This is a genomic window from Variovorax sp. GW821-FHT09A10 (assembly GCF_059418385.1).
Window position 1 is genome coordinate 85,854 of sequence record NZ_JBWKPT010000013.1, and the last position, 23,077, is coordinate 108,930.

Genomic DNA, 23,077 nt, shown 5'->3' on the forward strand with positions numbered 1-23,077 from the left:
CGGTGCCGTCGCGCGGACCGCGCGCAGCAGGACCTGCAGCCACTCTAGGCAGCCTGACTGAGGCCAGCGTGAGCGAAGAATGAGCGGGGAGTGAGCACCCCAACGGCTACATCGGCAGCAGCACCCGCGCCCTCAGCCCCGGCCCGTCGTCCCTGTTGCGCAGCTCGATGCGCAGGCCATGCCGCTCGGCCGCCGTGCGCGCGATCGCCAGGCCCAGCCCGCTGCCGCCCGCCGCCGCGCCCGGCACGCGAAAGAAGCGGTCGAACACGCGCTCCAGTTCGGCCGGCGGAATGCCCGGCCCGTTGTCGAGAACGTCGACCACCGCCTGCCCGTCGACCCGGTGCAGCCGCACATCGACCACGCCGCCTTCGGGCGCATAGCGCAGCGCGTTGTCGATCAGGTTGTCGAACACGCTGCGCAGCTCGGCGGCGGGCGCAGTCACCACCGCACCGGTCAGACCTTCGAAGCCCACGTCAATGCGCCGCGCGTCGGCCAGCACCATGCGCTGGCCCAGGCTCTCGCGCAGCAGCGCCTCGATGTCGACCCGCTCGCCCGGCGCATCCGAGGGCGGCGCGTCCTGCCGCGACAGCTGCAGCAGCTGCTCGATGAGGTGCTGCGCGCGCGTCACGCCGGCCTCGAGCTGGTTGAAGCGCTCGGTGGCTTCGCCGGCCGGCACGTGCGCGCGCAGGTTCTCGATCTGCAGGCCGATGGCGGCCATCGGCGTGCGCAGCTCGTGCGCCGCGTCCTGCACGAAGCGCCGCTGCGTGGCGAAGGCGCTGCGCACGCGCGACAGCAGGTGGTTGAAGGCGCCCACCAGCGGCGTGATCTCGTCGGGCACGCGCGCCAGCGACAGTTCGGTGGGGCGGCGCTCGTCCTGCGAGGCCACGTCGCGCGCCACGCCGCGCAGCGAGCGCGAGGCGGCCGACACGATGAGCCACAGCACCAGCAGCGCCGCCGGCAGCAGCAGCGCGATCGGCAGGCCTTCGAGCAGGGCGCGGCGCAGTGCGCGGCGATGGCGGTAGTCCTCGTTCTGCAGCACCTGCACGCGCAGCGCGTCGGCATGCGGCGCGGGCTCGGCCGTAAACACGCGCCAGCGTGAATGCGCGGGCCCTTCGGCGTGCACGTCGCTGAAGCCGCTGCCGGGCTGCAGCGGCACCGACAGCGCAGGCCACGAGCTCGCGCGCAAGGTGGCGCCATCGGCGCTCCACAGCTGCACCACGAAGGCGCCGCGCGAGAAGGCCGCCTCGCCGTCCATCGCGCGCGGGGTCTTGGGCGGGTCGTTGCCCGCGTACGACTCGGCCACCAGCCGCATCTGGTCGTCGAGTGCGTTGTGCACGAGGTTGCCGTAGGCCAGGAAGGAGAACCACGCCGTGAGCACCGCCGCCACCACATGCAGCGTGACCAGCCACAGCAGCAGCTGGGTGCGCAGCGAACGCGGGCGCCACCAGCGGCGGTCACCGGTCATGTCGCCACTCGCCAGCCCAGCCCGCGCACGTTGCGGATCGCGTCGGCGCCGAGCTTGCGGCGCATGCCGTGGATCAGCACGTCGATGGCGTTGCTGGTCACTTCGTCGCCCCAGCCGTAGATGCGGTTCTCGAGCTGCTCGCGCGAGAGGATGGCGCCGGGCCGCTCCAGCAGCGCATGCAGCAACGCGAACTCGCGCGCGGTGAGCGCCTCGCGCACGCCGTTCACGGCCACCTCGCGCGTCGTGAGGTCCAGCTGCAGCGCGGCGGTGCCGACCAGCGAATGCGCGGCGCCGTCGCGGCGGCGCACCACGGCGCGCATGCGCGCGAGCAGCTCGCGGAACTCGAAGGGCTTGAGCAGGTAGTCGTCGGCGCCGAGGTCGAGGCTGTGGATGCGGTCGTCCAGGCCGTCGCGCGCGGTGAGCACCAGCACGGGCGTGGCGTCGCCGCGTTCGCGCGCGCGGCGCAGCACCTCGGTGCCGTCCTGGCGGGGCAGGCCCAGGTCGAGCAGCACGCAGGTGTAGCCGCCGTCGCCGAGCGCGCTGTGCGCCAGCTCGCCGTCGCGCACCCAGTCAGCCGACCAGCCCGCGCCCTCGAGCGCCTGCTTCAGGCTGCGCCCGATCATTTCGTCGTCTTCCACCAGCAGCACGCGCATCGCGGCGACTCCTTTGCGCGCAAGGTAGCACGCGACCGGGATGATCGTCAGGGGCCCTGCGCCTCGGCGCAGCGTAGGCGCGAAGACTTAGGCGGGGCTTAGGACGCGGACCGCGTGCCGCTCGTCCTCTGTGTCCGTGGCAAAGGCCAGCAGGCGCAGCGCCTCTTCTTCCACGCCGCGCCGGTCGGCAGCGGACCAGCGCGTGAAAGGCTCCAGCACCACGGTGGCCGCCTGCGTCGCGCGCTCGACCTTCCAGGTGCCCGCCACGAAACCGTCGAGCAGCACCGTGCCGCGCACGATGCCGTTGATGGTGAACACGCGGGCGCGGTGTGCCTCGTCGAGCACGCGGCGGCGGTCGGCGTGCGAGAGCAGCAGGTTGTCCCACTCGGCGACCAGGCGCGGCGGCGCGGGCGTGTCGGGGTCGGGGCGCGGCGCGCGTGGCAGGTCGAAGAGTTCCTGGCCCTCGTCGCCGGTGAACACGCGCAGCTGCGGCCTCAATCGATCGGCCACGGCCTTCCAGCCCGTGAGGCCCGACCACGCGCCGGCATCGGCCAGCGTCGCGGGGCCGAAGGCGGCGAGGTAGCGCAGCAGCAGGTCGTCCTGCGTGGCGGTGGCGATCTCGGCGGTGGCATCGCCCAGCCAATCGCCGAGCGGCTGCAGCAGCGCGTTCTGGTGCGAGTTCCAGCTGCCCGCGGGCGGCAGGTGGACCAGCGGCACGTTGTTGCGGATGAGCGCGGCGAGCGAGGCCGGCGCGTGGTCTTTCCAGCGCGCCGCGAGCGCCTGGCCGAGGGCGGTGCCGGTGAGCGGTCCGTCGCCCAGCAGTGCACGGCCCGCCTTCACCACGGCCGCGCGGTCGACGCCTTCGAGGGCCCGCGCATGCAGGCCCGACAGGCCGCGCTGGTGCACGGGTTCGAGCAACGGCCGCCAGGCCCATGCATCCGCGGCGGTCATCAGGTGCAGGGTGGCGCGCAGCGTCGACATGCGCACGATGCGGCGGTTCTTCAGCGCGTCGGTCAGCTGCGCGCGATGAAATCCTTCGAGCCGGCTCCACAGGCCGATGTAGGGCGGGTTGGGCGCCTGCGCCTGCAGCCCGGCCAGCTTCTCGATGGCCTGCACGACGCTCGCCTTGCGCCGCGCCAGCAGCATCTGCCGCGCGAGCGTGGCCCGGTTCAGCGCGCGACGGCTCAGCACCGCGGCCATGGGCGGGTCGTCAGAATTTTTCGTGCGGCGCCAGGTAGCGCCACTGGCCCACCGGCAGGTTGCCCAGCATCACCTTGCCGATGCGCACGCGCTTCAGGCCCACCACCTTGAGGCCGACCAGCTCGCACATGCGGCGGATCTGGCGCTTCTTGCCTTCGGTGAGCACGAAGCGCAGCTGCTCGGGGTTCTGCCACTCCACGCGCGCCGGCTTGAGCGCCTGGCCGTCCAGGCTCAGGCCGTGCCGCAGCCGGGCCAGCATGGCGGGCGGAAACACCGCCTGCACGTTGGTGGTGACCGGGTCGTCGTCGTCCAGGCGCACCAGCTGGCCGGTGGGCGCGGGCTGGTCCAGGCCGTGGTAGGCCACGCGCACGAGGTATTCCTTGTCCATCGTCGAGTCTTCGCCGATGAGCTGGCGCGCGATGCGGCCGTCCTGCGTCATCACGAGCAGGCCGGTGGAGTCGATGTCCAGCCGCCCGCAGGGCGCCAGGCCACGCAGCTGCTGCGGGCCGAAGAAGAAGCGCGCGTTGTCTTCCGCCCAGCGGTTCTGCGGCGTGAACAGCGTGACCGCCGGCTCGTGGCCGTCTTCGGCCTGCCCGCTCACGTAGCCGATGGGCTTGTTGATGAGGATCGTGACCTGGTTCGCCTGCTGCCCCTTGGCGGCCTTGTCGACCTCGATGCGGTCGTTGGGCGTGACCTTCACGCCCATCTCGGCAGGCTTGCCGTTGACCCGCACCCAGCCCTGCGCGATCCAGTCGTCCGCCTCGCGGCGCGAGCACAGGCCGAGTTCGGCCATGCGTTTGTTGAGGCGCACGGGCGCGTGGGGGGAGGTGGAGGGCTCGGTCATGGGGGGGCAAATCCTAGCAAATGCGCCCTGCGAGTATCTGGCCGTTTGCCATCGGCCGCCTGCCCCGTGGGGCCAGGAACACTTGATCGATGCGTCACACCGGTGCTATCCTGAATCCAGGCGCAAGTTGATTGCGCCCTTTTTGGGGGATTCCCAAGTGAGCATGCCAAACACACGCAAGTTTCAGTACGCCATCGTCATCGGGCGTTTCCAGCCCGTTCATTTCGGTCACCAGCGACTCATCGAAGAAGGCCTTCGCGCCGCCGATCGGGTCATCGTGGTGGTCGGCTCCGACCGCAAGCCGCGCAGCGTCAAGGACCCCTTCACCTTCGATGAACGCGAACGCATGGTGCGCGCGTGCCTGCGCGGCACCGAGCAGATGCGCGTGAGCGTCGTCGGCGTCGGCGACTCGCCCTACAACGACCAGATCTGGATCGCGTCGATCCAGTCTGCCGTCGAGCGGCTGATCCAGCAGGATGGCCATGTGCCCGCGGCGCAGGCCAAGGTCGCGCTGGTGGGGCACCTGAAGGACAGCTCCAGCTACTACCTCAAGCTCTTCCCGCACTGGGAGTTCGTGGGCCAGCACAGCGTGGAAAGCCTCAACGCCACCGACGTGCGCAACCTCTATTTCGACCCCGAGAACCGCGGCCAGCTCGCACGCGCCGACCTGCCCGACGGCACCGCCGCCTTCCTCGACAAGTTCACCGGCACCGCCGACTATGCCGAGCTCTGCGACGAGCGCGCCTTCCTCGTCGACTACCGCGACAAGTACCGCTATGCGGGCAGCGACTTTCCGCCGATCTACACCACGGTCGATGCCATCGTGGTCGAGGCCGGCCACATCCTCCTGGTGCAGCGCAAGTTCCACCCTGGCAAGGGCACGTGGGCGCTGCCCGGCGGCTTCGTCGGCCAGCACGAGCGGCTGCAGGACGCGGCCATCCGCGAGCTGAAGGAAGAAACCCGCCTCAAGGTGCCCGTGCCCGTGCTCAACGGCAGCATGAAGGCCAGCCATGTGTTCGATGCCCCCGACCGCTCGCAGCGCGGCCGCACGATCACGCACGGCTTCTTCTTCGAGCTGGCCCACAACCAGTGGACGGGCCTGTCGGACGTGCGTGCCGACGACGACGCGGCCGCGGTGCGGTGGGTGCCGATTGCCGAGTTCCTCGGGATGCCGGACCGCATCTACGAAGACCACTACTTCATCGCAAACCATTTTTTGGGTGGCCTGGGCAAGAACTGAACGACCAGGCTTTGTCAGCAAGAACGGGCTCCGGTTGACGGGGCCCACGTGAAAGGAGCTTTCACATGAACCGCAACCTCACCTCCTCGCCCCTGGGCAACAACCTGCTGCTGCGCACCGACTCCTACAAGGTGTCGCACTGGATGCAGTACCCGCCCGGTACGCAGACCGTGCACAGCTACATCGAATCGCGCGGCGGGCTCTTCAGCCATTCGCTGTTCTTCGGCCTGCAGGCGTACCTGCGCGAGTACCTGCAGACGCCGGTGACGCGCAGCGACGTCGAGGAGGCCGCCGCGATGATGGCCGTGCACGGCGAACCCTTCAACCGCGAAGGCTGGCTGCGGCTGATCGAGAAGCACGACGGACTGATGCCCGTGCGCATCCGCGCGGTCCCCGAGGGCAGCGTGCTGCCGGTGCACAACGTCCTCGCGACCATCGAGAACACCGACCCCGAGTTCTTCTGGGTCACGAGCTTTCTCGAAACCGAACTGCTGCGCGCCATCTGGTATCCGACCACGGTGGCCACGCTCTCGGCCGCCGCACGCACCACGCTGCTGCGCTACCTCGAAGCGACCTGCGACGACCCGCAAGGCCAGATCGCGTTCAGGCTGCACGACTTCGGCGCGCGCGGCGTGTCGAGCCTGGAGTCGGCGGCGCTCGGCGGCATGGCCCACCTGGTCAACTTCATGGGCACCGACACGCTGGCCGCCTTGGTGGCGGCGCGTCGTTACTACGACTGCGACGTGGCGGGCTTCTCGATTCCCGCGGCCGAGCACAGCACCATCACGGGCTGGGGCCGCGACCATGAGTCCGACGCGTACAGCAACATGGTCGACCAGTTCGCCAAGCCCGGCACGACCTTCGCCGTGGTGAGCGACAGCTACGACATCTTCAATGCCTGCGCACGCATCTGGGGCGACGAGCTCAAGGCGAAGGTGGTGGCCTCGGGCGCGACGCTGGTGGTGCGGCCCGACTCGGGCGACCCGGCCGAAACCACGCTCAAGGTGGCGCAGATCCTGGCCGAACGCTTCGGCACCACGACGAATGCCAAGGGGTTCCGCGTGCTGAACAACGTGCGCATCATCCAGGGCGACGGCGTGAACCTCGACTCGCTGCGGCTGTGCCTCTCGAACTTCTTCCACAACGGCTTCTCGACCGAGAACATCTCCTTCGGCATGGGCGGCGGCCTGCTGCAGCAGGTCAACCGCGACACCATGCAATGGGCGATGAAGTGCTCGGCGATGCAGGTGAACGGCGAGTGGCGCGATGTCTACAAGTCGCCGGTGGGCGATGTGAACAAGGCCTCGAAGAAGGGGCGGCTCGCGCTGGTGCGCAACGCGCGCGGCGAAGTGCAGACGCTGCGCGAAGAAGCGCTGGCGAGCGGCCAGGTCGATCTGCTGCAAACGGTGTTCGAGAACGGACGCATCGTCGCGAACACCACCTTCGAGGCGATTCGCGAGCGGGCGGCCGCCGGCGTGAATCAGCTCGTCACGTCGCGGGCGCCGCTCTGAGGCGGTGATCCTTCCAGCACGGCGCGTGTGCACCGGCCGTGCCACATGGCATGTCCATAATCCGGCGACCAGACCGCCGAATCCATGACCAAACTACTGATCCTCAGTGTGAGCGCCGGCAACGGCCATGTGCGCGCCGCCCAGGCGCTAGAAGCCACCCTCGCCCAGTCGTTTGCGCCGCACACCGCGGTGCATGTCGACGCCATGGCCCATGTGCCGGCGGGCTTTCGCAAGGTGTACACCGACTGGTACCTGCAGCTGGTGAACCGCGCACCCGAGCTGTGGTCGTACCTGCACCAGCGCACCGACGTCACGCCGCACCACGCGCCCTCGCAGCGGCTGCGCCGCGGCATCGAGCGCCTGAGCACCGGGGCGCTGGTGCGCGAGATCCGACGCGCCAAGCCCGATGCCGTGATCTGCACCCACTTCCTGCCGGCCGAGCTGCTGATGCGCGAGCGCAACCGGGGCCGCATCGAGTGCCCCGTGTGGCTGCAGATCACCGACTACGACCTGCACAACATGTGGCTGGTGCCGGGCATGACGGGCTACCTCGCGGCCACGGAAGAAGTCGCCTTCCGGCTGCGCGCGCGCGGCATTCCGCCCGAGCGCGTGCATGTCACGGGCATTCCGGTGATGCCGGCCTTTTCGGAGCCCGATGCGCCCGAACTCGCGCACGCGGCCTGCGCCAGCGCGCTGGGCCTGGACCCTGCGCGCCCGGTGCTGCTGATGGCCTCGGGCGGTGCCGGCGTGGGCGACCTGCCGAGCATGGTCGAGCGCGTGCTGGCGCTGGGCGGCGACACGCCGTTCCAGGTGATCGCGGTGGCCGGCCGCAATGCCGAAGCCCACGCGCGGCTCGAGGCGCTGTCGCAGCGCCATCCGGGCCGCGTGGTGGCCGTCGGCTTCACGAACGAGATGCACAAGATGATGGCCGCGGCCGACCTGGTCGTGACCAAGCCCGGCGGCCTCACGGTGTCGGAGTGCCTGGCGCTGGGCAAGCCGATGCTGCTGATCTCGCCGATTCCGGGGCAGGAAGAACACAACGCCGGCTTCCTCATGGAAGAAAGCGCCGCCTGGCTGGCGTATGACGCCATCGGCCTGGACTACAAGGTCGCGCGCCTCATGGCCGACCCCGCCAAGCTCGCGGCCATGGCCGCGCGCAGCCGCGCGCTGGGCAAGCCGCAGGCCGCGCGCGCGGTGCTGCAGCGCGTGCTGGGCGTTGCCGAATGAGCGGCAACGCTACGGAGCCACGGCCGCACATCGGCCGCACGCTGGTCTACCTCGCGTGGGTCGTGACGATGGCGTTCTTCTTCGCCAACGCCGAGATCCAGATCGAAGGCGGCGCCGGCTGGGCGACCTCGCTGCCCACCTGGCGCATCGAGAACAACATCTGGCTCGACCTGTTCTGGGGCGGGCGCGCGATGACGGGGTACCACGCCTGGGTGTTCACCTTCATGATGCTGGTGTTCTTCTCGCCGCTGGCCTTCCAGGGGCGCTGGACGCTGCGCGACTGGGGGCTGGCGCTCGCGGGGCTGATCGTGTTCTGGGTCTGCGAAGACTTCCTGTGGTTTCTCATCAACCCGGCCTTCGGCTTCGAGAACTTCAATCCCGTGAAGGCCTTCTGGCACAAGCACTGGCTGTGGGGCGCGCCGGTCGACTACTGGGGCGGGCTCGCGGTGGCGCTGCTGATCCTGGTGCGCCGACACTGGCCGCGCCGCGCACGATGAAGCAAGACACCGCCGACCTGCGCCCCGACCACTGGGCCGATCCGCTCGACGCCCTGCAGGTCGAGAACCTGCACCGCATCACGCCCACGCTGTACCGCAGCGCGCAGCCGCGCCGCGCCAACGTGGCGGCGCTGCAGTCGCTGGGCATCCGCACCGTCGTGAGCCTGCGTTCCTTCAACGACGACCGGAAGGTGTTTGCCGGCAGCGGCATCCGGCTGGTGCGCGTGCCGATCAACACCTGGTCGATCGACGATGCCAAGGTGCTGCGCGCGCTGGTCGCGATGCGCGAGGCCGAGAAGCAAGGGGCAGTGCTCATCCACTGCATGCACGGCGCCGACCGCACGGGCGTGGTGGCGGCCGTCTACCGCATGGCCGTGCAGGACTGGGACAAGGACAGCGCGCGCCAGGAGATGCTGCGCGGCGGCTATGGGTACCACACGCTGTGGCGCAACATCCCGCGCTACATCGAGCGGCTCGATCCGCTGCGGATGCGCCACGCGCTGGCCCATGCCCCGGTGATCCCCATGGTGTCTTGAAGGCGCCAGCAGGCGCGCGCACCCGCTCCTATACTGGCCGCCCCGTGGCCGATGGCCATCTCCGAACGACCTTTCACAGGGGCTTTCCCATGGCACTCCAACTGCGCTCCCTCGTCCGTTCCAACGGCGAACTCGAACTCTCCCTGCACGACGACCCGATGCCCGAACCGCAGGCCCACGAGGTGGTGATCCGCGTCGAGGCCTCGCCGATGAACCCGTCGGACCTGGGCCTGCTCTTCGGCGCCGCCGACATGAGCACCGCCGTGGCCTCCGGCACCGCCGATCGCCCCGTCGTCACGGCCACGGTGCCCGAACGCGCGCGCGCCTCGATGGCGGCGCGGCTCGACCAGTCGATGCCGGTGGGCAACGAGGGTGCGGGCGTGGTGGTCAAGGCCGGATCGTCGCCGGCTGCGCAGGCGCTGCTGGGCAAGACCGTGGCGGCCATCGGCGGCGCGATGTACTCGCAGTACCGCGCGGTGCCCGTGGCGATGTGCCTCGAGCTGCCGGCCGGCACCACGCCGGCCGAGGGCGCGTCGTGCTTCGTGAACCCGCTGACCTCGCTGGGCATGGTCGAGACCATGAAGCGCGAAGGCCACAAGGCGCTGGTGCACACGGCAGCCGCGTCCAACCTGGGCCAGATGCTCAACAAGATCTGCCAGAAGGACGGCATCGACCTCGTCAACATCGTGCGCAAGCCCGAGCAGGAAGCGCTGCTGCGCGGCATCGGCGCGAAGTACGTCTGCAACGCCAGCTCGCCGGACTTCCTCGAGCAGCTGACCGACGCACTGGTCGCCACCGGCGCCACGCTGGCCTTCGACGCCACGGGCGGCGGCAAGCTGGCCGGCCAGATCCTCGGCTGCATGGAAGCGGCGCTGAACCGCACGGCCAAGGAATACAGCCGCTACGGCTCGACCACGCACAAGCAGGTCTACATCTACGGCGGCCTGGACCGCAGCCCGACCGAGTTCGTGCGCAACTTCGGCATGGCCTGGGGCATGGGCGGCTGGCTGCTGTTCCCGTTCCTGCAGAAGCTGGGCGATGAAGGCACGCAGCGGCTGCGTTCGCGTGTGGTGGCTGAGTTGAAGACGACGTTTGCGAGCCACTACACGCGGGAGGTGTCGCTGGTCGAGGCGCTGCAGCTGGATGCGATCGGGGTGTATGGGAAGCAGGCGACCGGGGAGAAATTCCTGCTGAATCCGAACAAGGGGTGATCGGGTGCGCGCTCTCTCGGGGGCGCGCCCGACAGGCGGTGCGGCGCGGTCGGCCCCACTGTGCCGGCCCTTCGGGCTCCCCTGCGGTGCTCGCGTTTCGCGGGGTCTCGCAGAACTCGCTTCGCTCAAACAGCTGCGAGCCCTGATCCGCGAAACGCTGCGCTCCTCGGCGGCACAGAGGGGCCGTCCACACCGCACCGTCTGCCGGGCTTTGTGGGTGGTGAAGAACCCTTCCCTTTGCTTCGACTAGACGACCAGCCGGTACCCCACCGCCGTCTCCGTCAACAGATGCTTCGGCTGCGCCGGATCGGCCTCCAGCTTCTGCCGCAGATGCCCCATGTAGATGCGCAGGTAGTGGCTCTGGTCCGTGTGCGACGGGCCCCACACCTCGCGCAGCAGCTGCCGCTGCGTCAGCACGCGGCCGGCGTTGGCCACCAGCACCGACAGCAGCCGGTACTCGGTCGGCGTGAGGTGCACCTCGACGCCGGCGCGGCGCACGATGCGTGCGGCGCGGTCCAGCTCGATCTCGCCGAAGCGGAACACGGCCTCTGCGGCCGGCTCGTCGCCGTTGCCGCCCGCGGCGCGTGGACGGCGCAGGTTGGCGCGCACGCGGGCGAGCAGTTCGCCGGTGCCGAAGGGCTTGGTGAGGTAGTCGTCGGCGCCGGCGTCGAGCGCGGCGATCTTGTCGGCTTCGTCGGTGCGGGCCGAGAGCACGATGATCGGCACCTGCGACCAGCCGCGCACATCGCGGATCAGCGACACGCCATCGCCGTCGGGCAAGCCCAAATCAAGCACCAGCAGGTCGGGTTGCCGCGTGCCGGCGGCGGCCAGGCCGTCGCGCAGGGTGCCGGCCTCGTGCACCTGCCAGCCTTCGGCCTCGAGCGCGCCGCGCACGAAGCGGCGGATCTGCGGCTCGTCTTCGATCACGATGGCGGTGGGGGATGGCATGGCGGGTTTCAGAGCTGGGCTTCAGCGGGTTCGGGTGGCTCGCGGCGCGGCAAGGTGACGGTGAATTCTGCACCGCCGTCGCGCGCATTCGCCGCGCTGATCTCGCCGCCGTGCGCGCTCACCACGGCGCGGCAGATGGCCAGGCCGAGCCCGACGCCGGGCGTGGCGGATTCGGCTTCGCCGCGCGTGAACTTGTCGAACAGGGTCTGCTCGCGGCCCTGCAGCGCGGCAGGCAGGCCGGGGCCGTGGTCGCGCACGGTGAGCACCAGCGTGCCGGCCTCCGCGCGCGCGCCGACCTCGATGGGCGCGGCGCCGTACTTGGCGGCGTTCTCCAGCAGGTTGACGAGCACGCGCTCGATGAGCACGGCGTCGAACTCGACCAGCGGCAGCTCCGGGTCCCACGCGGTCTGCACGGTCATGCCGCGCAGCGCGGGACGTGCGGCGCGGATGGCGGCGCCCACCACCTCTTCGACCGACTGCCAGTCGCGCCGCAGGTTGACCGCGCCGCCGGCCACGCCGCTTTCGAGGCGCGCCATGTCGAGCAGGTTGCTGACCAGCGCATGCAGCGCATGGGCCTGCGCGACGATGGCGCGCGCGGCCTCGCCGTGTTCTTCGGTCGGCAGGGTCTGCAGCGATTCGGCCAGCGCGATGAGCGCAGTGAGTGGCGTGCGCACGTCGTGCGAGATGGCGCCGAGCAGCGCGTTGCGCAGGCGCTCCGATTCCATCTCGACCACGGCGCGCTGCGCGACTTCGACGTAGTGCACTCGCTCCAGCGCGATGGCGATCTGGCGCGCGAGCGTGTCCAACTGCTGCGCCTGCTCGGGAATGAGCAGCCAGCGCGGGCGGGCCGGGCACAGCGCGAGCACGCCGCGCACGCGCATGGGCGCGCGCAGCGGCACGTAGTGCCAGGGCTGGGCGGCGAGCGTGGCGGTGGCCAGGCCGGCGGGCTGGCCGTGGCGGAAGGCCCAGTCGGCCACCTGCGCGTCGAAGCCGGGCGGCGGGTCGGCGGGGGGCACGAGCTGGTCGGCCGCGTCGGTGACCAGCACGCGCGCATGGCCGCCGAAATGGGCCTGCACGGCGGCGGCGCCGAGCGCGACGACCTGGGTGCTTTCGAGCGCGGCCGAGAGTTCGCGCGTGAGCTCGAACAGCGAACGCGCGCGGCGCTCTCGGCTGGTCGACACGCCGGCCGCGAAGCGCAGCCCGGCCGTGAGCTGGCCCACCAGCAGGCCCACGCCGAGCATCACGGCGAAGGTCAGCAGGTACTGCACGTCGCTGACCGCGAAGGACAGGCGCGGCGCGACGAAGAAGTAGTCGAAGGCCGCCACGTTGAGCATCGCCGCGAGCGCCGACGGCCCGCGCCCGAAACGCATCGCCACGCCCACCACGCCGAGCAGGAACAGCATGACGATGTTGGTCAGCTCCAGCACATTGGCCAGCGGCGCACAGAGCAGCGTGAGCGCGATGCTGGTGGCAGCCGCCCAGGCGTAGCCGGGCCAGCGGGACTGCGCGCGCTCGTCGTCTTCGTCGTCGGCACGGGTCGCCGCGAACGGCGCCTGCGACAGGCGACGTGCGCTGTCGGCGCGGCCGACCTCGAGGATGTCGAGCGCCGGCGCCTGTTGCGCCAGTGCGCGCGCCAGCGGCACCGCGGACGCGCCCCACCCGCGCTGCCATCCGCGCACGGGCTCCGATCGCCCGATGACCAGCGTCGCGCAATTGAGGCGCCGCGCCTGCTCGGACAGTTGCTCCGCCACGTCGGCACCGGTGAGCACGGCCGTGGCCGCACCCAGCTCTTCCGCCAGCTTGAGCACGGCGAGGATGCGGTCGCGCTGCGCGGCATCGAGGCGCTGCAACCGCGGCGTCTCGACGTACGCGGCATGCCAGCGCACGTTGAGCTGCCCTGCGAGCCGCGCGGCGGTGCGCACGGTCTGCGCCGCGCCCTCGTGCGGGCCGACGCAGGCCAGGATCGCGCCCGAGGTGTTCCAGGCCTGCAGCGCCGCGCCGCCCTGCCCGTTGCCGCCGGGGCCCGACTGTTCGACACGCCAGCCGCGCACGTCGTCCTCGACATGTTCGGCGGTGCGGCGCAGGGCGATCTCGCGCAGCGCGATCAGGTTGCCCTTGCGGAAGAAGTTCTGTGCAGCGCGCTCGGCCTGCTGCGGCAGGTAGACCTTGCCGGCCGCGAGCCGCGCCGTGAGTTCGTCGGGCGTGACGTCGACCAGCACCACCTCGTCGGCTTCGTCGAGCACGGTGTCGGGCACGGTCTCGTGCACGCGCACGCCGGTGATGGCGCCGACGGTGCCGTTAAGGCTCTCCAGGTGCTGCACGTTGAGTGCCGACCACACCTCGATGCCGGCGGCCAGCAGCTCCTGCACGTCCTGCCAGCGCTTGGCGTGGCGCGAGCCGGGTGCGTTGGTGTGGGCCAGTTCGTCGACCAGCAGCACGGCGGGCTTGCGCGCCAGGGCGGCATCGAGGTCGAACTCGGCGAGCGTGCGCCCCCGGTAGGGCAGCTCGCGCAGCGGCAGCGTGTCGAGCCCCGCGAGCAGCGCGGCGGTCTCGCTGCGGCCGTGGGTTTCGACCACGCCGATGAGCACGTCGCGCCCGGCCTCGCGCTCGCGCCGGGCGGCGCTGAGCATGGCCCAGGTCTTGCCGACACCGGCGCTGGCACCGAAGTAGATGCGCAGTTTGCCGCGCAGCGCGCGCGCCTCGTCGCTGCGCAGTTGCGCGAGCAGGGCGTCGGGGTCGGGGCGGGTCTCGGGCATGGGGGGTGCAGGTTATCGCATTGGTCCGTTCTTGCGTCGCCGTGGGTGTCGGCGCGCGGTGCGCGACAGCACCCACCAGGCGAAGCCCAGCGGCACGAACAGCGCCGCCATGGCCAGCAGCACGTGCAACAGGTCAGTGACCATGGCGCAGGCCGCAGCGCGCGAGGTGATCGCGCCAGCTCATGAGCCGGCCGATCTCGCCCGAGGGCACGCATTCGATGAGACGGTGCAGCACCTCGGCATAGCGCGCGGTCGGGAAACGGATCATCAGGCGCACGCAGGGCGCGTCGCTTTCCTGCGAGCTGCAGGCATGCAGCAGCGGCTCGCAGCGCACCACGCCGGCCTCGGCGCAGGCCGCGATGCTGCGGCGCACGCGCAGCGCGTCGGCGCAGCAGACGGTGACGTCGAGCACATGGAACTGCGTCGTGCGCGGCGCGATCGGACTTCGCACGACGGCGACAGGATGTTCACGGTAGGCGGCATAGGCCATGGTTGTCTTTCTCCTCAACGCACCGTCGAAGAAGTCGAAGCATCGAGCGCCAGGTTCAGCGCCAGCACGTTGACGCGCGATTCGCCCAACACGCCCCACAGCGGCTTCTGGGTGTTCTGCACGATCAACACGTTCACCTGATCGATCGGCACGCCGCGTTCGCGCGCCACACGGGCGGCCTGGTAGTTCGCGGCGGCGGGGCTGATGTCGGGGTCGAGCCCGCTGGCCGAGGCCGTGACGAGGTCCACCGGCACCGGCGCGGTGTTGCCCGGATCGGCCGCGCGCAGCGCTTCGACGCGTGCCTTCACGGCATCGGCCAGCGCGGGGTTCAGCGGGCCCTGGTTGGAACCGCCCGAGGCGCTGGCGTTGTAGGGCTGCGGCGCGGTGGCCGACGGGCGGCCCCAGAAGTGCTTCGGGTCGCTGAAGTTCTGGCCGATGAGCGCGGAGCCCACGGGCTTGCCGTCGCGCATCACCAGGCTGCCCGCCGCCTGCGCGGGGAACAGCGCCTGCGCGGCGCCGGTGACGGCCGCCGGGTAGAGCAGGCCGGTGAATGCGCTCAGCAGTGCGAAGAGCACGAGCGCGGGGCGAACGATGCCGCCGTTGTTGTTTTTCATGGTGAAGAACTCCTCAGACCAGATGGACTGCAACCAGCAGCCAGTCGATCAACTTGATGCCGATGAAGGGAACGAGCAAACCGCCCAGGCCATAAATAGCGAGGTTGCGGCGCAGCAGCGCGGCCGCACCCACGGGCCGGTAGCGCACGCCCTTGAGCGCCAGCGGAATCAGGAACACGATGACGAGCGCGTTGAAGATCACCGCCGACAGGATGGCCGACGACGGGCTGGCCAGGCGCATCACGTTGAGCGCGCCGAGCTGCGGGTAGGTCGACACGAAGATCGCCGGAATGATCGCGAAGTACTTCGCCACATCGTTCGCGATCGAGAAGGTGGTGAGCGAGCCGCGCGTCATGAGCAGCGCCTTGCCGGTCTCCACCACCTCGAGCAGCTTGGTCGGGTTGGAGTCGAGGTCGACCATGTTGCCGGCCTCCTTCGCGGCCTGCGTGCCGCTGCCCATGGCCACGGCCACGTCGGCCTGCGCGAGCGCGGGGGCGTCGTTGGTGCCGTCGCCGGTCATCGCGACCAGCCGGCCTTCGGCCTGGTACTTGCGGATCAGCGCGAGCTTGTCCTCGGGCGTGGCCTCGGCCAGGAAGTCGTCCACGCCGGCCTCGGCCGCAATGGCGGCGGCCGTGAGCTTGTTGTCGCCGGTGATCATCACGGTCTTGATGCCCATGCGGCGCAGCTCGGCAAAGCGGTCGCGGATGCCGGTCTTGACGATGTCCTTGAGCTCGACCACGCCGAGCACGCGGTTGCCTTCGGCCACGGCCAGCGGCGTGCTGCCGCGGCGTGCCGTCTCTTCGGCGGCGCGCAGCATCTCGGCCGGCATGGTGCCGCCGAACGATTCGACATGGCGGCGCACCGCATCGACCGCGCCCTTGCGCAGCACGATGGCGTCGGTGTCCAGGCTGTTGGCTGCGGCCGGCAGGTCGACACCGCTCATGCGGGTCTGCGCGGTGAAGGGCACATAGCGCAACACGTCGACGGAGGCGGCCTCCAGGCCGTCGCGGCGCGCCAGCTCGACGATGCTGCGGCCTTCGGGCGTTTCGTCGGCCAGCGAGGCGAGCATGGCGGCGCGTGCGAGGCGGCCCTTGGGCACGCCGGGCGCGGGCAGGAAGGCGCTGGCCTGGCGGTTGCCGTGCGTGATGGTGCCGGTCTTGTCCAGCAGCAGCACGTCGACGTCGCCGGCCGCTTCCACCGCGCGGCCCGAGGTGGCGATCACGTTGGCCTGCATCATGCGGCTCATGCCGGCCACGCCCACGGCCGAGAGCAGGCCGCCGATGGTGGTCGGGATCAGGCACACGAGCAGCGCGACCAGCGCGGTGAGCGACACCACGGTGCCCGCACCTGCGGCCTCGACGCTGAACACCGAGAACGGCAGCAGCGTGACGGTGACCATGAGGAACACGATGGTGAGCGCGACCAGCAGGATGGTCAGCGCGATCTCGTTCGGCGTCTTGTGGCGCTTGGCCGCCTCGACCATGCCGATCATGCGGTCCAGGAAGGACTCGCCCGGGTTCACCGAGATGCGCACCACCAGCCAGTCGGACAGCACGCGCGTGCCGCCGGTGACGGCCGAGAAGTCGCCGCCCGATTCGCGCACCACGGGTGCCGATTCGCCGGTGATGGCGCTCTCGTCGACCGAGGCCACGCCTTCGATCACTTCGCCATCGAGCGGGATCACGTCGCCGGCTTCGACCAGCACGACGTCGCCCTTGCGCAGGTTCGGCGCCTGCTCGGGCAGCCACGGCGCGCCGTGGTGCGGCTGCTGCTGGTCCTTCAGCTTCTTGGCCCAGGTGTCCTTGCGCAGGCCGCGCAGCGAGGCCGCCTGCGCCTTGCTGCGGCCCTCGGCCAGCGCCTCGGCGAAGTTGGCGAACAGCACGGTGAACCACAGCCAGATGGTCACGGCCAGCACGAAGGCGGGCTGCATGCCGGTGTCGCCCGGGAAGCTCAGCGCATGCACCCAGAGCAGCGTCGTCAGGATGCTCCCGATGTAGACGATGAACATCACCGGGTTGCGCCACTGGGTGCGCGGGTTCAGCTTGGCGAAGGCGCCCCACAGCGCGGGCTTGACCAGTGCTGCGTCGAACAGCGAGAGGGAAGTTTTGGTTTTGGCAGTCATGGTGCGCTCCTTCTTATTTCCAGAGCACGAGGTGTTCGACGATCGGCCCGAGGGCCAGTGCCGGCACGTAGTTGAGCAGGCCGACCAGCAGCACGGTGCCGATCAGCAGGAAGACGAACAGCGGGCCGTGCGTGGGCAGCGTGCCGCTGGTGACGGGCAGGCGCTTCTTGGCGGCCAGCGCGCCGGCAATGGCGAGCACCGGCACGATCATCGCGAAGCGCCCGAGCCACATCGCCAGGCCGAGCAGGCCGTTGTAGAACGGTGTGTTGGCCGACAGGCCCGCGAAGGCGCTGCCGTTGTTGTTGGCGGCCGAGGTCAGCGCGTACAGCACCTCGGAGAAGCCGTGCGCGCCGGGGTTGGCAATGCCGACCTTGCCCGCGCCCGCACTCACCGCCAGCGCCGTGCCCGCCAGCACCAACACGGGCGTGACCAGGATGGCGATGGAGATCAGCTTCATCTCGCGCACCTCGATCTTCTTGCCCAGGTACTCGGGCGTGCGGCCGATCATCAGCCCCGCGATGAACACCGCGAGCATGGCGAACACCAGCATGCCGTACAGGCCGCTGCCGACGCCGCCGAAGACGACCTCGCCCAGCTGCATCAGCACCATGGGGACCATGCCGCCGATGGGCGTGAGCGAGTCGTGCATGGCGTTCACCGCGCCGCACGAGGCCGCGGTGGTCACGGCGGCGAAGAGGGCCGAGGCATCGATGCCGAAGCGCACTTCCTTGCCTTCCATGTTGCCGCCGCTTTGCAATGCGCTCGCCATCTGGTCCACGCCCAGCGGGCCCAACAGCGGGTTGCCGGCCTGCTCGGCGGGCGTGGCGACCAGCACCGCCACCACGAACAGCACTGTCATCGCCGCGAGCACGGCCCAGCCCTGGCGCAGGTCGCCGACCACGCGGCCGAAGGCGAAGCACAGCGCCGCCGGAATCAGGAAGATCGCCAGCATCTCCAGCAGGTTGCTGAACGCCGTCGGGTTCTCGTAAGGGTGCGCCGAGTTGGCGTTGAAGAAGCCGCCGCCATTGGTGCCGAGCATCTTGATCGCCTCTTGCGAAGCGACCGGGCCCATGGCCAGCGTCTGCGTGGGGGTGGTGGCGTCTTCCATCACGGGGGCGCCCTTGTCGTCCTTCAGCGGCTGGCCGTCGGGGCCGTTCTTCGGTTGCTGGAAGGCCGTGGCTTCGATCGTCTGCACGCTCTTGTAGGCGTCGAAGTTCTGGATCACGCCCTGCCCCGCCAGGCACAGCGCGAGCACGAACGAGATCGGCAGCAGCACCCACAGCGTGACGCGCGTCACGTCGGCCCAGAAGTTGCCGACCAGGCCCTTGCCGTCACCGCGGCGCGCAAAGCCGCGCACCAGTGCGAAGGCGACCGCGATGCCGGTGGCGGCGGACAGGAAGTTCTGCACCGCCAGCCCGAGCATCTGCGTGAGGTAGCTCATGGTCGACTCGCCGGCGTAGCCCTGCCAGTTGGTGTTGGCGACGAAGCTCACCGCCGTGTTGAAGGCCGAGTCGGGCGACACCGCACCCATGCCGGCCGGATTGAACGGCAGCCCGCCCTGCAGGCGCTGCAGGGCATAGAGAAAGATCGCGCCGATGGCGTTGAATGCCAGCAGCGCCAGCGCGTAGCGCAGCCAGTGCATCGACTGCTCGGGCTGCGTGCCCGCGAGCCGGTACAGCGGCGCTTCGACGCGCTGCATCCAGCGCGGCACGCGCTCGGCGCACAGCGCGGCCAGCAGCTTGCCCAGCGGCCAGGCCAGCACGAGCAGCGCGCCGAGGAAAAGGGCCAGCAAGACCCAGGCCGAGGTTTCCATGTCAGAACTCCTCGGCGCAGATCAGCGCGAACACCAGGTACGCGAACAGGACCACGGCGACCAGCGCGCCGAAGCCGTACAGGACTTCGAGGCCGATCACGATGCATCCCCCGGCGTGCGTGTTGTCTCAACGCCCGCGTGCGGCTTCTGCGGCCCTTCGAGCCGGTTCAACCCGACGACCATGGCCGCCACCACGACCCACAGCGCCAGCAAGGCGCCCATCCAGACGATGTCCATTCATCACTCCTGCAAACAAGATGAAACGAGTCTCGGCAGGCGTGCGTAAAACCGGGGGAAAGAGTGGGTGGGGGGGCGTAAAGAAAGCGTAAAAACGCGGGCAACGCAGAGGATGAGGCCCGCCTGGTGCGTCGCGTCGAATGTCTCGGCGAGCACCAGCAAGGGGGCCGGGGCCGTTCCAACAGCCGAGGCTGTTGCCGATGGCGCGGCCCTGTCAGTCCACCTGCCGGGGATACCCGATCTCGGCGATGTCATTTCCGAGCGACACCATGTCGAGGTCGGGATTGAATCGCCGGACGAGCGCGTCGCTGAGCGGTTGGTGCCGATAGATCGCCTCGACATCGCCCAGGTCGAGGTCGCATTCGTAGTAGTCGGTCGCGAATTCGACGTACTGCTCGGGCCGGCCGGCGAGGATGCCAAGCAGCTCGGCGGAGCCATCCGGATCTTCACCCGGCGGAAGCTCGACCGGTCCGCAAGTCCAGCGTTCTTCATGGCTCAGGCGCCAGAGACAGAAGGTGCTGTCGCTGGTTGTGAACGCCGGCTCTTCCAGCAGGTTGGCGCGGAACTCCGCCGGCAGCCGTTCGAAGATTCCGGGCCATGGCGTCCCCGGCCGGAATGCCGGAGCCTCGTGCGCAAGCCCGTGGAGCGCGGCGCCGGCCTGGCAGAAGATGGCAAACCAATGATCGCCCGAACCATTGCGCATCGATGCCATCGCCGCCTCATCCGACCACGCGGCGTTGAACGCGTAGTACCGGTACTCCCACTCCGGCGAGAGCATGGCGTCGAGCATTGCAAGAGACTGGGTCAGTCGCTTCAACGTTGGAATGTCTGGAAGCGCCTTCAGGTTTCTCGTCGAGAGGGTCATGCGGGGGCGAAGTTGGTGGGGATGAACGCGCATGCTATCTGCCGATCGGGTCGGGTGCATGTCTGCCAAGACAGCGCGATCGGTGACGCCTGTCAGGTTGTTTGCCGCCGCCAGGTGGAATCGACAACAATCTCTGAAAACGAGCGCGCAGGAAGCCAGCGCCAACCAAAGAGGGTGCGGACCGAAAGAGCGATCGATCGGGCCCGCAAAAAAGTGCAATCCACTGAGAGGAAGAGATGAAACTGAAGCGTGTCTTTCAGGCGGCTGCGGCCGGCCTTGCGTCCCTGGTGATCGCCGCTTGTGGCGGCGGAGGTGGTGGAGGAGGAGGCGGTGGTGGCGGTTTTCCGATCGGCATCGCGCCCGTCGCACCCCCTGTGAACTATGTCAATGGCCTGTCCATCCGCATCAACCAGCCGGCCAGCATCGACAAGACGGTCTACGAAGGGCAGATGGTCCCGAGCGTCCTGGTGTCGGGCACGCTGTCGGGCGATGTGAATCTGCTCAGCGGCAAGGTGCTGGTGCTCCTTGTCGTCATGCCCGATCCGCTGTTCGAAGAGAAGCCCGCCATCGCCATCAATGCCGCGGCACAGTCGGCTTCGCTGAACATGACCGGCAAGATCGCACCCGACGGCCCCAAGACCTACAAGGGCAACATGACGATCAAGGCCTGCCTGGACACGGCATGCCAGTCGGAAATCCGGGTCGAGAATCCGCAGATTCCGTATGCGATCACCGTCAAGACCGGACTGGTCCTGGGCAGCAAGAACGTCGACTTCGTCACCCCCTTCGGCGCCGCCGTGGCGCCTGTGACGGTTCCGGTCACGCTGCCCGAGGGCGCCGCCTCATGGGCCGTCGCGCCGGCGATCGGGTCGACCGATACCTTCAAGGTCGAGAAGGCGGGCGACGACTCGCCGAACCTCGTGGTCTCGCTGCCGGCGCTGCTGCCGAGCGCCACGTCGTACAAGGCCAGCTTCAGCGTGAGCGCCATCACCTCGGACGGGCAGAAACTGTCCAGGCTGCTCGAAGTGAGCGTGCTGACCAACCCCTCCAACGCGCCCTACGTCCTGGCCAAACCGGAGGCGCACTTCGTGGTCAAGGAAGGAACGCCCACCCTGGCGCCCGCACAGGACAACGCGGTCTTCTTCCCGGGCAACACCAGCGACAAGATGCGCTACATGGGCATGGTGATGAACACACCGCCCGGCGTGGACACCAGCATGTACCCAGGGCCGAACCTGTGGCTCTATGACTACTTCTACAACGAAGCGGGCTTGCCCAGGTACGCGACGAAGAGCTACAGCTGGAGTACGCAGGTGCAGGCCTGCTACAACGACCGATGCCTGCCGCCTGGACGCTACAGCGCACAGGTTCAGTTCCGCTACACCCCGGACGGAGGCCCTGTCTATGACATCTACTACCCGGTGGTCATGGACGTGATGCCCCGATGATTCCGGGCGAGCGACAGGCTCAGTGCGCCATCCACCGCCCGTCGTCACGCCGGCTGACGAAGTAACCGGCGCGGGCGGCGCGCGGGTCGTCTGCCGATTTTTCGTTGACGATGTCCATCTCGGCCCGCGCGATCAGCCAGGTGCCGCCCTGCTTGCCGTTGGACCATTGGAAGCGGTGGAAGCGCGCGTCGGAGCCGATGTAGAAGGTGTGCTGCAGCGGCGACGCGCCGTAGTTGCGGAATGCGGTGACGGGAATCTGTTGCGTCTCGCGGGCGCTGCCGCATCCCGCCAACCCCGTCGCAACGAGAAGCGCCGCGACCGCCAGGGCCGCGACGCCGCCGCGCGAAAGAACCCGCGCGGTGCCCATGGCCCGGGTCAGCGGCCGAAGCCGCGGTTGTACGAACCCACGGCGGAGTTGTAGTAGCTCACGATGTTCTTGTACGTCGACGGGAACTTGCTGTCCTTGAACGTGCGCCATTGGCCGATCATGTTCAGCAGGCTGCCGTGCAGCGACTCGTAGTTGTAGTTGGGCGCCTTGCCTGCTTCCCCCTTGGCCTTGGCTGCGGCCTTGGCTTCTTCCAGCGCCTTGGAGAGTTCTTCCAGCGAGGCCTGCAACTCGCTGGCCGCTGCATCGACCTTGGCGACGGCGTCCTTGTTCTTCAGGCCGTCGATCTGGTCGAGGCCGTTGACGAACTTCTTGGCCACCGCCATCGAGGCCAGCGTGTGGTAGTTGAGCATGTCGCCCTCGGCCTTGAGCTTGGCCATGCGTTCGGTGCGCGACGCCTCCTGCACGCGGTCCAGCTCGCTGCCCAGCTTGTCGATGCTGGCCAGCAGGCCCTTGAAGCCGGCGTTCATGTCGGCGTCGGCCGCGCGGCCCTTGACCCACTTGTCTTCGAGAAAACTCTTGGACCGGTAGTACGGGTCCATCGGCGTCCAGACGGCGACGAGCTTCTCGCCCGTGGCCACCACGCCGTCGACGGCCGCGTCGAGCGCCGCGTCGCCCGAGCCGTCGGCACGTGCCTTCTTCAGGTCGTCCACGATGGACTGCACATCGGAAGGGCTGCCATAGAACGAGTTCCCGCTCGGCGACTTGCCGTTCACGTTCATCTGCACGTAGCTCTTGTACTTGGCACCCACGCTGCGGTTGTCGTCGATGAGCCGGTTGTAGCCCTGGCTGTAGGTGGTGCGGGCCGCGGCCTGCACGCGGGCCGGGTCCTTGGCGGGCTGGGTCTTGCCCGATGCGGATGGCGATGGCGAGGCCGCCGCCGGCGTCGGCTTGCTGTCTTCCTTGCAGGCCGCGAGCACGGCACAGAAGCAAAGGCTCAGGGCAAACAGGCGCGTGCGCGCCGATCGGTTGTTGTGCGCGGTCATGGCGCTCTCCCTCGGTTGTGGTTGTTCGG

General features: G+C 69.4%; 23 protein-coding genes. 7 read left to right on the plus strand and 16 right to left on the minus strand.

Annotation, left to right across the window (positions count from 1 at the left end; all coding sequences use genetic code 11):
- Window positions 1–106: 106 nt before the first annotated feature.
- From AC07Q9_RS29820 to AC07Q9_RS29835, 4 genes are all read right to left on the minus strand, one after another.
- The gene (locus AC07Q9_RS29820; RefSeq protein WP_495312765.1) at window positions 107–1,465 is read right to left on the minus strand and encodes a sensor histidine kinase; all 1,359 of its coding nucleotides are present in this window, start codon (window positions 1,463–1,465) and stop codon (window positions 107–109) included.
- Window positions 1,462–2,118: a response regulator gene (locus AC07Q9_RS29825; RefSeq protein WP_495312766.1), complete on the minus strand. Its 657-nt coding sequence runs from the start codon at window positions 2,116–2,118 to the stop codon at window positions 1,462–1,464. The genes AC07Q9_RS29820 and AC07Q9_RS29825 overlap by 4 nt, the downstream gene beginning before the upstream one ends.
- Before the next feature lie 87 nt (window positions 2,119–2,205).
- On the minus strand, window positions 2,206–3,318 hold the full coding sequence (locus AC07Q9_RS29830; RefSeq protein WP_495312767.1) for a winged helix DNA-binding domain-containing protein: 1,113 nt from the start codon (window positions 3,316–3,318) through the stop codon (window positions 2,206–2,208).
- A 10-nt stretch (window positions 3,319–3,328) separates the two neighbouring features.
- Entirely contained in the window at window positions 3,329–4,162 is an 834-nt protein-coding gene (locus AC07Q9_RS29835) for a pseudouridine synthase (RefSeq protein ID WP_495312768.1), read from the minus strand.
- A 163-nt stretch (window positions 4,163–4,325) separates the two neighbouring features.
- On the opposite strand from AC07Q9_RS29835, the gene AC07Q9_RS29840 reads away from it, so the two are divergent.
- The 6 genes from AC07Q9_RS29840 to AC07Q9_RS29865 all read left to right on the plus strand — a co-directional run bounded on the left by AC07Q9_RS29840 (window position 4,326) and on the right by AC07Q9_RS29865 (window position 10,384).
- On the plus strand, window positions 4,326–5,402 hold the full coding sequence (locus AC07Q9_RS29840) for a bifunctional nicotinamide-nucleotide adenylyltransferase/Nudix hydroxylase (protein WP_070063035.1): 1,077 nt from the start codon (window positions 4,326–4,328) through the stop codon (window positions 5,400–5,402).
- A gap of 65 nt (window positions 5,403–5,467) precedes the next feature.
- Window positions 5,468–6,913, plus strand: coding sequence for a nicotinate phosphoribosyltransferase (locus AC07Q9_RS29845; protein ID WP_139700490.1), 1,446 nt, complete (start codon window positions 5,468–5,470; stop codon window positions 6,911–6,913).
- Window positions 6,914–6,997: 84 nt separating this feature from the next.
- Window positions 6,998–8,140 (plus strand): MGDG synthase family glycosyltransferase, encoded by a 1,143-nt coding sequence (locus AC07Q9_RS29850; protein ID WP_492686938.1) that lies wholly within the window; start codon window positions 6,998–7,000, stop codon window positions 8,138–8,140.
- Window positions 8,137–8,637 (plus strand): hypothetical protein, encoded by a 501-nt coding sequence (locus tag AC07Q9_RS29855; RefSeq protein WP_307637607.1) that lies wholly within the window; start codon window positions 8,137–8,139, stop codon window positions 8,635–8,637. Before AC07Q9_RS29850 ends, AC07Q9_RS29855 begins: the two co-directional genes overlap by 4 nt.
- Window positions 8,634–9,173 carry a dual specificity protein phosphatase family protein gene (locus AC07Q9_RS29860; RefSeq protein ID WP_495312769.1) on the plus strand — a complete coding sequence of 180 codons (540 nt, stop codon included), beginning with the start codon at window positions 8,634–8,636 and terminating at the stop codon, window positions 9,171–9,173. Before AC07Q9_RS29855 ends, AC07Q9_RS29860 begins: the two co-directional genes overlap by 4 nt.
- 89 nt (window positions 9,174–9,262) lie before the next feature.
- The gene (locus tag AC07Q9_RS29865) at window positions 9,263–10,384 is read left to right on the plus strand and encodes a zinc-binding dehydrogenase (RefSeq protein ID WP_159274788.1); all 1,122 of its coding nucleotides are present in this window, start codon (window positions 9,263–9,265) and stop codon (window positions 10,382–10,384) included.
- A 246-nt stretch (window positions 10,385–10,630) separates the two neighbouring features.
- On the opposite strand, the gene kdpE is transcribed toward AC07Q9_RS29865, so the two are convergent.
- The 10 genes from kdpE to AC07Q9_RS29915 form a co-directional block, all read right to left on the minus strand.
- Complete coding sequence (gene kdpE / locus AC07Q9_RS29870; RefSeq protein ID WP_495312770.1) at window positions 10,631–11,332, minus strand: two-component system response regulator KdpE; 702 nt, start codon at window positions 11,330–11,332, stop codon at window positions 10,631–10,633.
- A gap of 8 nt (window positions 11,333–11,340) precedes the next feature.
- Complete coding sequence (locus tag AC07Q9_RS29875) at window positions 11,341–14,088, minus strand: DUF4118 domain-containing protein (protein ID WP_495312771.1); 2,748 nt, start codon at window positions 14,086–14,088, stop codon at window positions 11,341–11,343.
- 12 nt (window positions 14,089–14,100) lie between these two features.
- The gene (locus AC07Q9_RS29880; RefSeq protein WP_495312772.1) at window positions 14,101–14,232 is read right to left on the minus strand and encodes a hypothetical protein; all 132 of its coding nucleotides are present in this window, start codon (window positions 14,230–14,232) and stop codon (window positions 14,101–14,103) included.
- Window positions 14,222–14,578 carry a hypothetical protein gene (locus AC07Q9_RS29885; protein WP_062473825.1) on the minus strand — a complete coding sequence of 119 codons (357 nt, stop codon included), beginning with the start codon at window positions 14,576–14,578 and terminating at the stop codon, window positions 14,222–14,224. Before AC07Q9_RS29885 ends, AC07Q9_RS29880 begins: the two co-directional genes overlap by 11 nt.
- Window positions 14,579–14,592: 14 nt before the next feature.
- Window positions 14,593–15,192 (minus strand): potassium-transporting ATPase subunit KdpC, encoded by a 600-nt coding sequence (kdpC, locus tag AC07Q9_RS29890; protein ID WP_495312773.1) that lies wholly within the window; start codon window positions 15,190–15,192, stop codon window positions 14,593–14,595.
- Between the two features lie 13 nt (window positions 15,193–15,205).
- On the minus strand, window positions 15,206–17,314 hold the full coding sequence (kdpB, locus tag AC07Q9_RS29895; protein ID WP_495312774.1) for a potassium-transporting ATPase subunit KdpB: 2,109 nt from the start codon (window positions 17,312–17,314) through the stop codon (window positions 15,206–15,208).
- A 13-nt stretch (window positions 17,315–17,327) separates the two neighbouring features.
- Window positions 17,328–19,127 (minus strand): potassium-transporting ATPase subunit KdpA, encoded by a 1,800-nt coding sequence (gene kdpA, locus AC07Q9_RS29900; RefSeq protein WP_495312775.1) that lies wholly within the window; start codon window positions 19,125–19,127, stop codon window positions 17,328–17,330.
- Between the two features lies 1 nt (window position 19,128).
- A complete protein-coding gene (gene kdpF / locus AC07Q9_RS29905; RefSeq protein ID WP_056576794.1) occupies window positions 19,129–19,227 on the minus strand; it encodes a K(+)-transporting ATPase subunit F in 99 nt (32 codons plus the stop codon).
- The gene (locus tag AC07Q9_RS29910) at window positions 19,224–19,364 is read right to left on the minus strand and encodes a hypothetical protein (protein ID WP_169805043.1); all 141 of its coding nucleotides are present in this window, start codon (window positions 19,362–19,364) and stop codon (window positions 19,224–19,226) included. The genes kdpF and AC07Q9_RS29910 overlap by 4 nt, the downstream gene beginning before the upstream one ends.
- 214 nt (window positions 19,365–19,578) lie before the next feature.
- A complete protein-coding gene (locus AC07Q9_RS29915) occupies window positions 19,579–20,229 on the minus strand; it encodes a hypothetical protein (protein WP_495312776.1) in 651 nt (216 codons plus the stop codon).
- A gap of 236 nt (window positions 20,230–20,465) precedes the next feature.
- On the opposite strand from AC07Q9_RS29915, the gene AC07Q9_RS29920 reads away from it, so the two are divergent.
- Window positions 20,466–21,677 carry a hypothetical protein gene (locus tag AC07Q9_RS29920; RefSeq protein ID WP_495312777.1) on the plus strand — a complete coding sequence of 404 codons (1,212 nt, stop codon included), beginning with the start codon at window positions 20,466–20,468 and terminating at the stop codon, window positions 21,675–21,677.
- Between the two features lie 19 nt (window positions 21,678–21,696).
- Here the strand turns inward: AC07Q9_RS29920 and AC07Q9_RS29925 are convergent, their stop codons facing one another.
- Together AC07Q9_RS29925 and AC07Q9_RS29930 are read right to left on the minus strand one after the other, a co-directional pair.
- A complete protein-coding gene (locus tag AC07Q9_RS29925) occupies window positions 21,697–22,044 on the minus strand; it encodes a hypothetical protein (RefSeq protein ID WP_495312778.1) in 348 nt (115 codons plus the stop codon).
- Window positions 22,045–22,052: 8 nt separating this feature from the next.
- Window positions 22,053–23,048, minus strand: coding sequence for a DUF3829 domain-containing protein (locus AC07Q9_RS29930; protein ID WP_495312779.1), 996 nt, complete (start codon window positions 23,046–23,048; stop codon window positions 22,053–22,055).
- Between the last annotated feature and the right edge of the window lie 29 nt (window positions 23,049–23,077).

What these genes read in the sequence shown, in the direction of transcription:
- AC07Q9_RS29925 (WP_495312778.1), bottom strand. Translation starts at nt 22,044, where the DNA reads ATGGGCACCGCGCGGGTTCTTTCGCGCGGCGGCGTCGCGGCCCTGGCG.
- AC07Q9_RS29850 (WP_492686938.1), top strand. Translation starts at nt 6,998, where the DNA reads ATGACCAAACTACTGATCCTCAGTGTGAGCGCCGGCAACGGCCATGTG.
- AC07Q9_RS29875 (WP_495312771.1), bottom strand. Translation starts at nt 14,088, where the DNA reads ATGCCCGAGACCCGCCCCGACCCCGACGCCCTGCTCGCGCAACTGCGC.
- AC07Q9_RS29840 (WP_070063035.1), top strand. Translation starts at nt 4,326, where the DNA reads ATGCCAAACACACGCAAGTTTCAGTACGCCATCGTCATCGGGCGTTTC.
- AC07Q9_RS29880 (WP_495312772.1), bottom strand. Translation starts at nt 14,232, where the DNA reads ATGGTCACTGACCTGTTGCACGTGCTGCTGGCCATGGCGGCGCTGTTC.
- AC07Q9_RS29825 (WP_495312766.1), bottom strand. Translation starts at nt 2,118, where the DNA reads ATGCGCGTGCTGCTGGTGGAAGACGACGAAATGATCGGGCGCAGCCTG.
- AC07Q9_RS29885 (WP_062473825.1), bottom strand. Translation starts at nt 14,578, where the DNA reads ATGGCCTATGCCGCCTACCGTGAACATCCTGTCGCCGTCGTGCGAAGT.
- AC07Q9_RS29920 (WP_495312777.1), top strand. Translation starts at nt 20,466, where the DNA reads ATGAAACTGAAGCGTGTCTTTCAGGCGGCTGCGGCCGGCCTTGCGTCC.
- AC07Q9_RS29910 (WP_169805043.1), bottom strand. Translation starts at nt 19,364, where the DNA reads ATGGACATCGTCTGGATGGGCGCCTTGCTGGCGCTGTGGGTCGTGGTG.
- AC07Q9_RS29860 (WP_495312769.1), top strand. Translation starts at nt 8,634, where the DNA reads ATGAAGCAAGACACCGCCGACCTGCGCCCCGACCACTGGGCCGATCCG.
- AC07Q9_RS29835 (WP_495312768.1), bottom strand. Translation starts at nt 4,162, where the DNA reads ATGACCGAGCCCTCCACCTCCCCCCACGCGCCCGTGCGCCTCAACAAA.
- kdpC (WP_495312773.1), bottom strand. Translation starts at nt 15,192, where the DNA reads ATGAAAAACAACAACGGCGGCATCGTTCGCCCCGCGCTCGTGCTCTTC.
- AC07Q9_RS29865 (WP_159274788.1), top strand. Translation starts at nt 9,263, where the DNA reads ATGGCACTCCAACTGCGCTCCCTCGTCCGTTCCAACGGCGAACTCGAA.
- AC07Q9_RS29855 (WP_307637607.1), top strand. Translation starts at nt 8,137, where the DNA reads ATGAGCGGCAACGCTACGGAGCCACGGCCGCACATCGGCCGCACGCTG.
- kdpB (WP_495312774.1), bottom strand. Translation starts at nt 17,314, where the DNA reads ATGACTGCCAAAACCAAAACTTCCCTCTCGCTGTTCGACGCAGCACTG.
- kdpA (WP_495312775.1), bottom strand. Translation starts at nt 19,127, where the DNA reads ATGGAAACCTCGGCCTGGGTCTTGCTGGCCCTTTTCCTCGGCGCGCTG.
- kdpE (WP_495312770.1), bottom strand. Translation starts at nt 11,332, where the DNA reads ATGCCATCCCCCACCGCCATCGTGATCGAAGACGAGCCGCAGATCCGC.
- AC07Q9_RS29845 (WP_139700490.1), top strand. Translation starts at nt 5,468, where the DNA reads ATGAACCGCAACCTCACCTCCTCGCCCCTGGGCAACAACCTGCTGCTG.
- AC07Q9_RS29830 (WP_495312767.1), bottom strand. Translation starts at nt 3,318, where the DNA reads ATGGCCGCGGTGCTGAGCCGTCGCGCGCTGAACCGGGCCACGCTCGCG.
- AC07Q9_RS29930 (WP_495312779.1), bottom strand. Translation starts at nt 23,048, where the DNA reads ATGACCGCGCACAACAACCGATCGGCGCGCACGCGCCTGTTTGCCCTG.
- AC07Q9_RS29915 (WP_495312776.1), bottom strand. Translation starts at nt 20,229, where the DNA reads ATGACCCTCTCGACGAGAAACCTGAAGGCGCTTCCAGACATTCCAACG.
- AC07Q9_RS29820 (WP_495312765.1), bottom strand. Translation starts at nt 1,465, where the DNA reads ATGACCGGTGACCGCCGCTGGTGGCGCCCGCGTTCGCTGCGCACCCAG.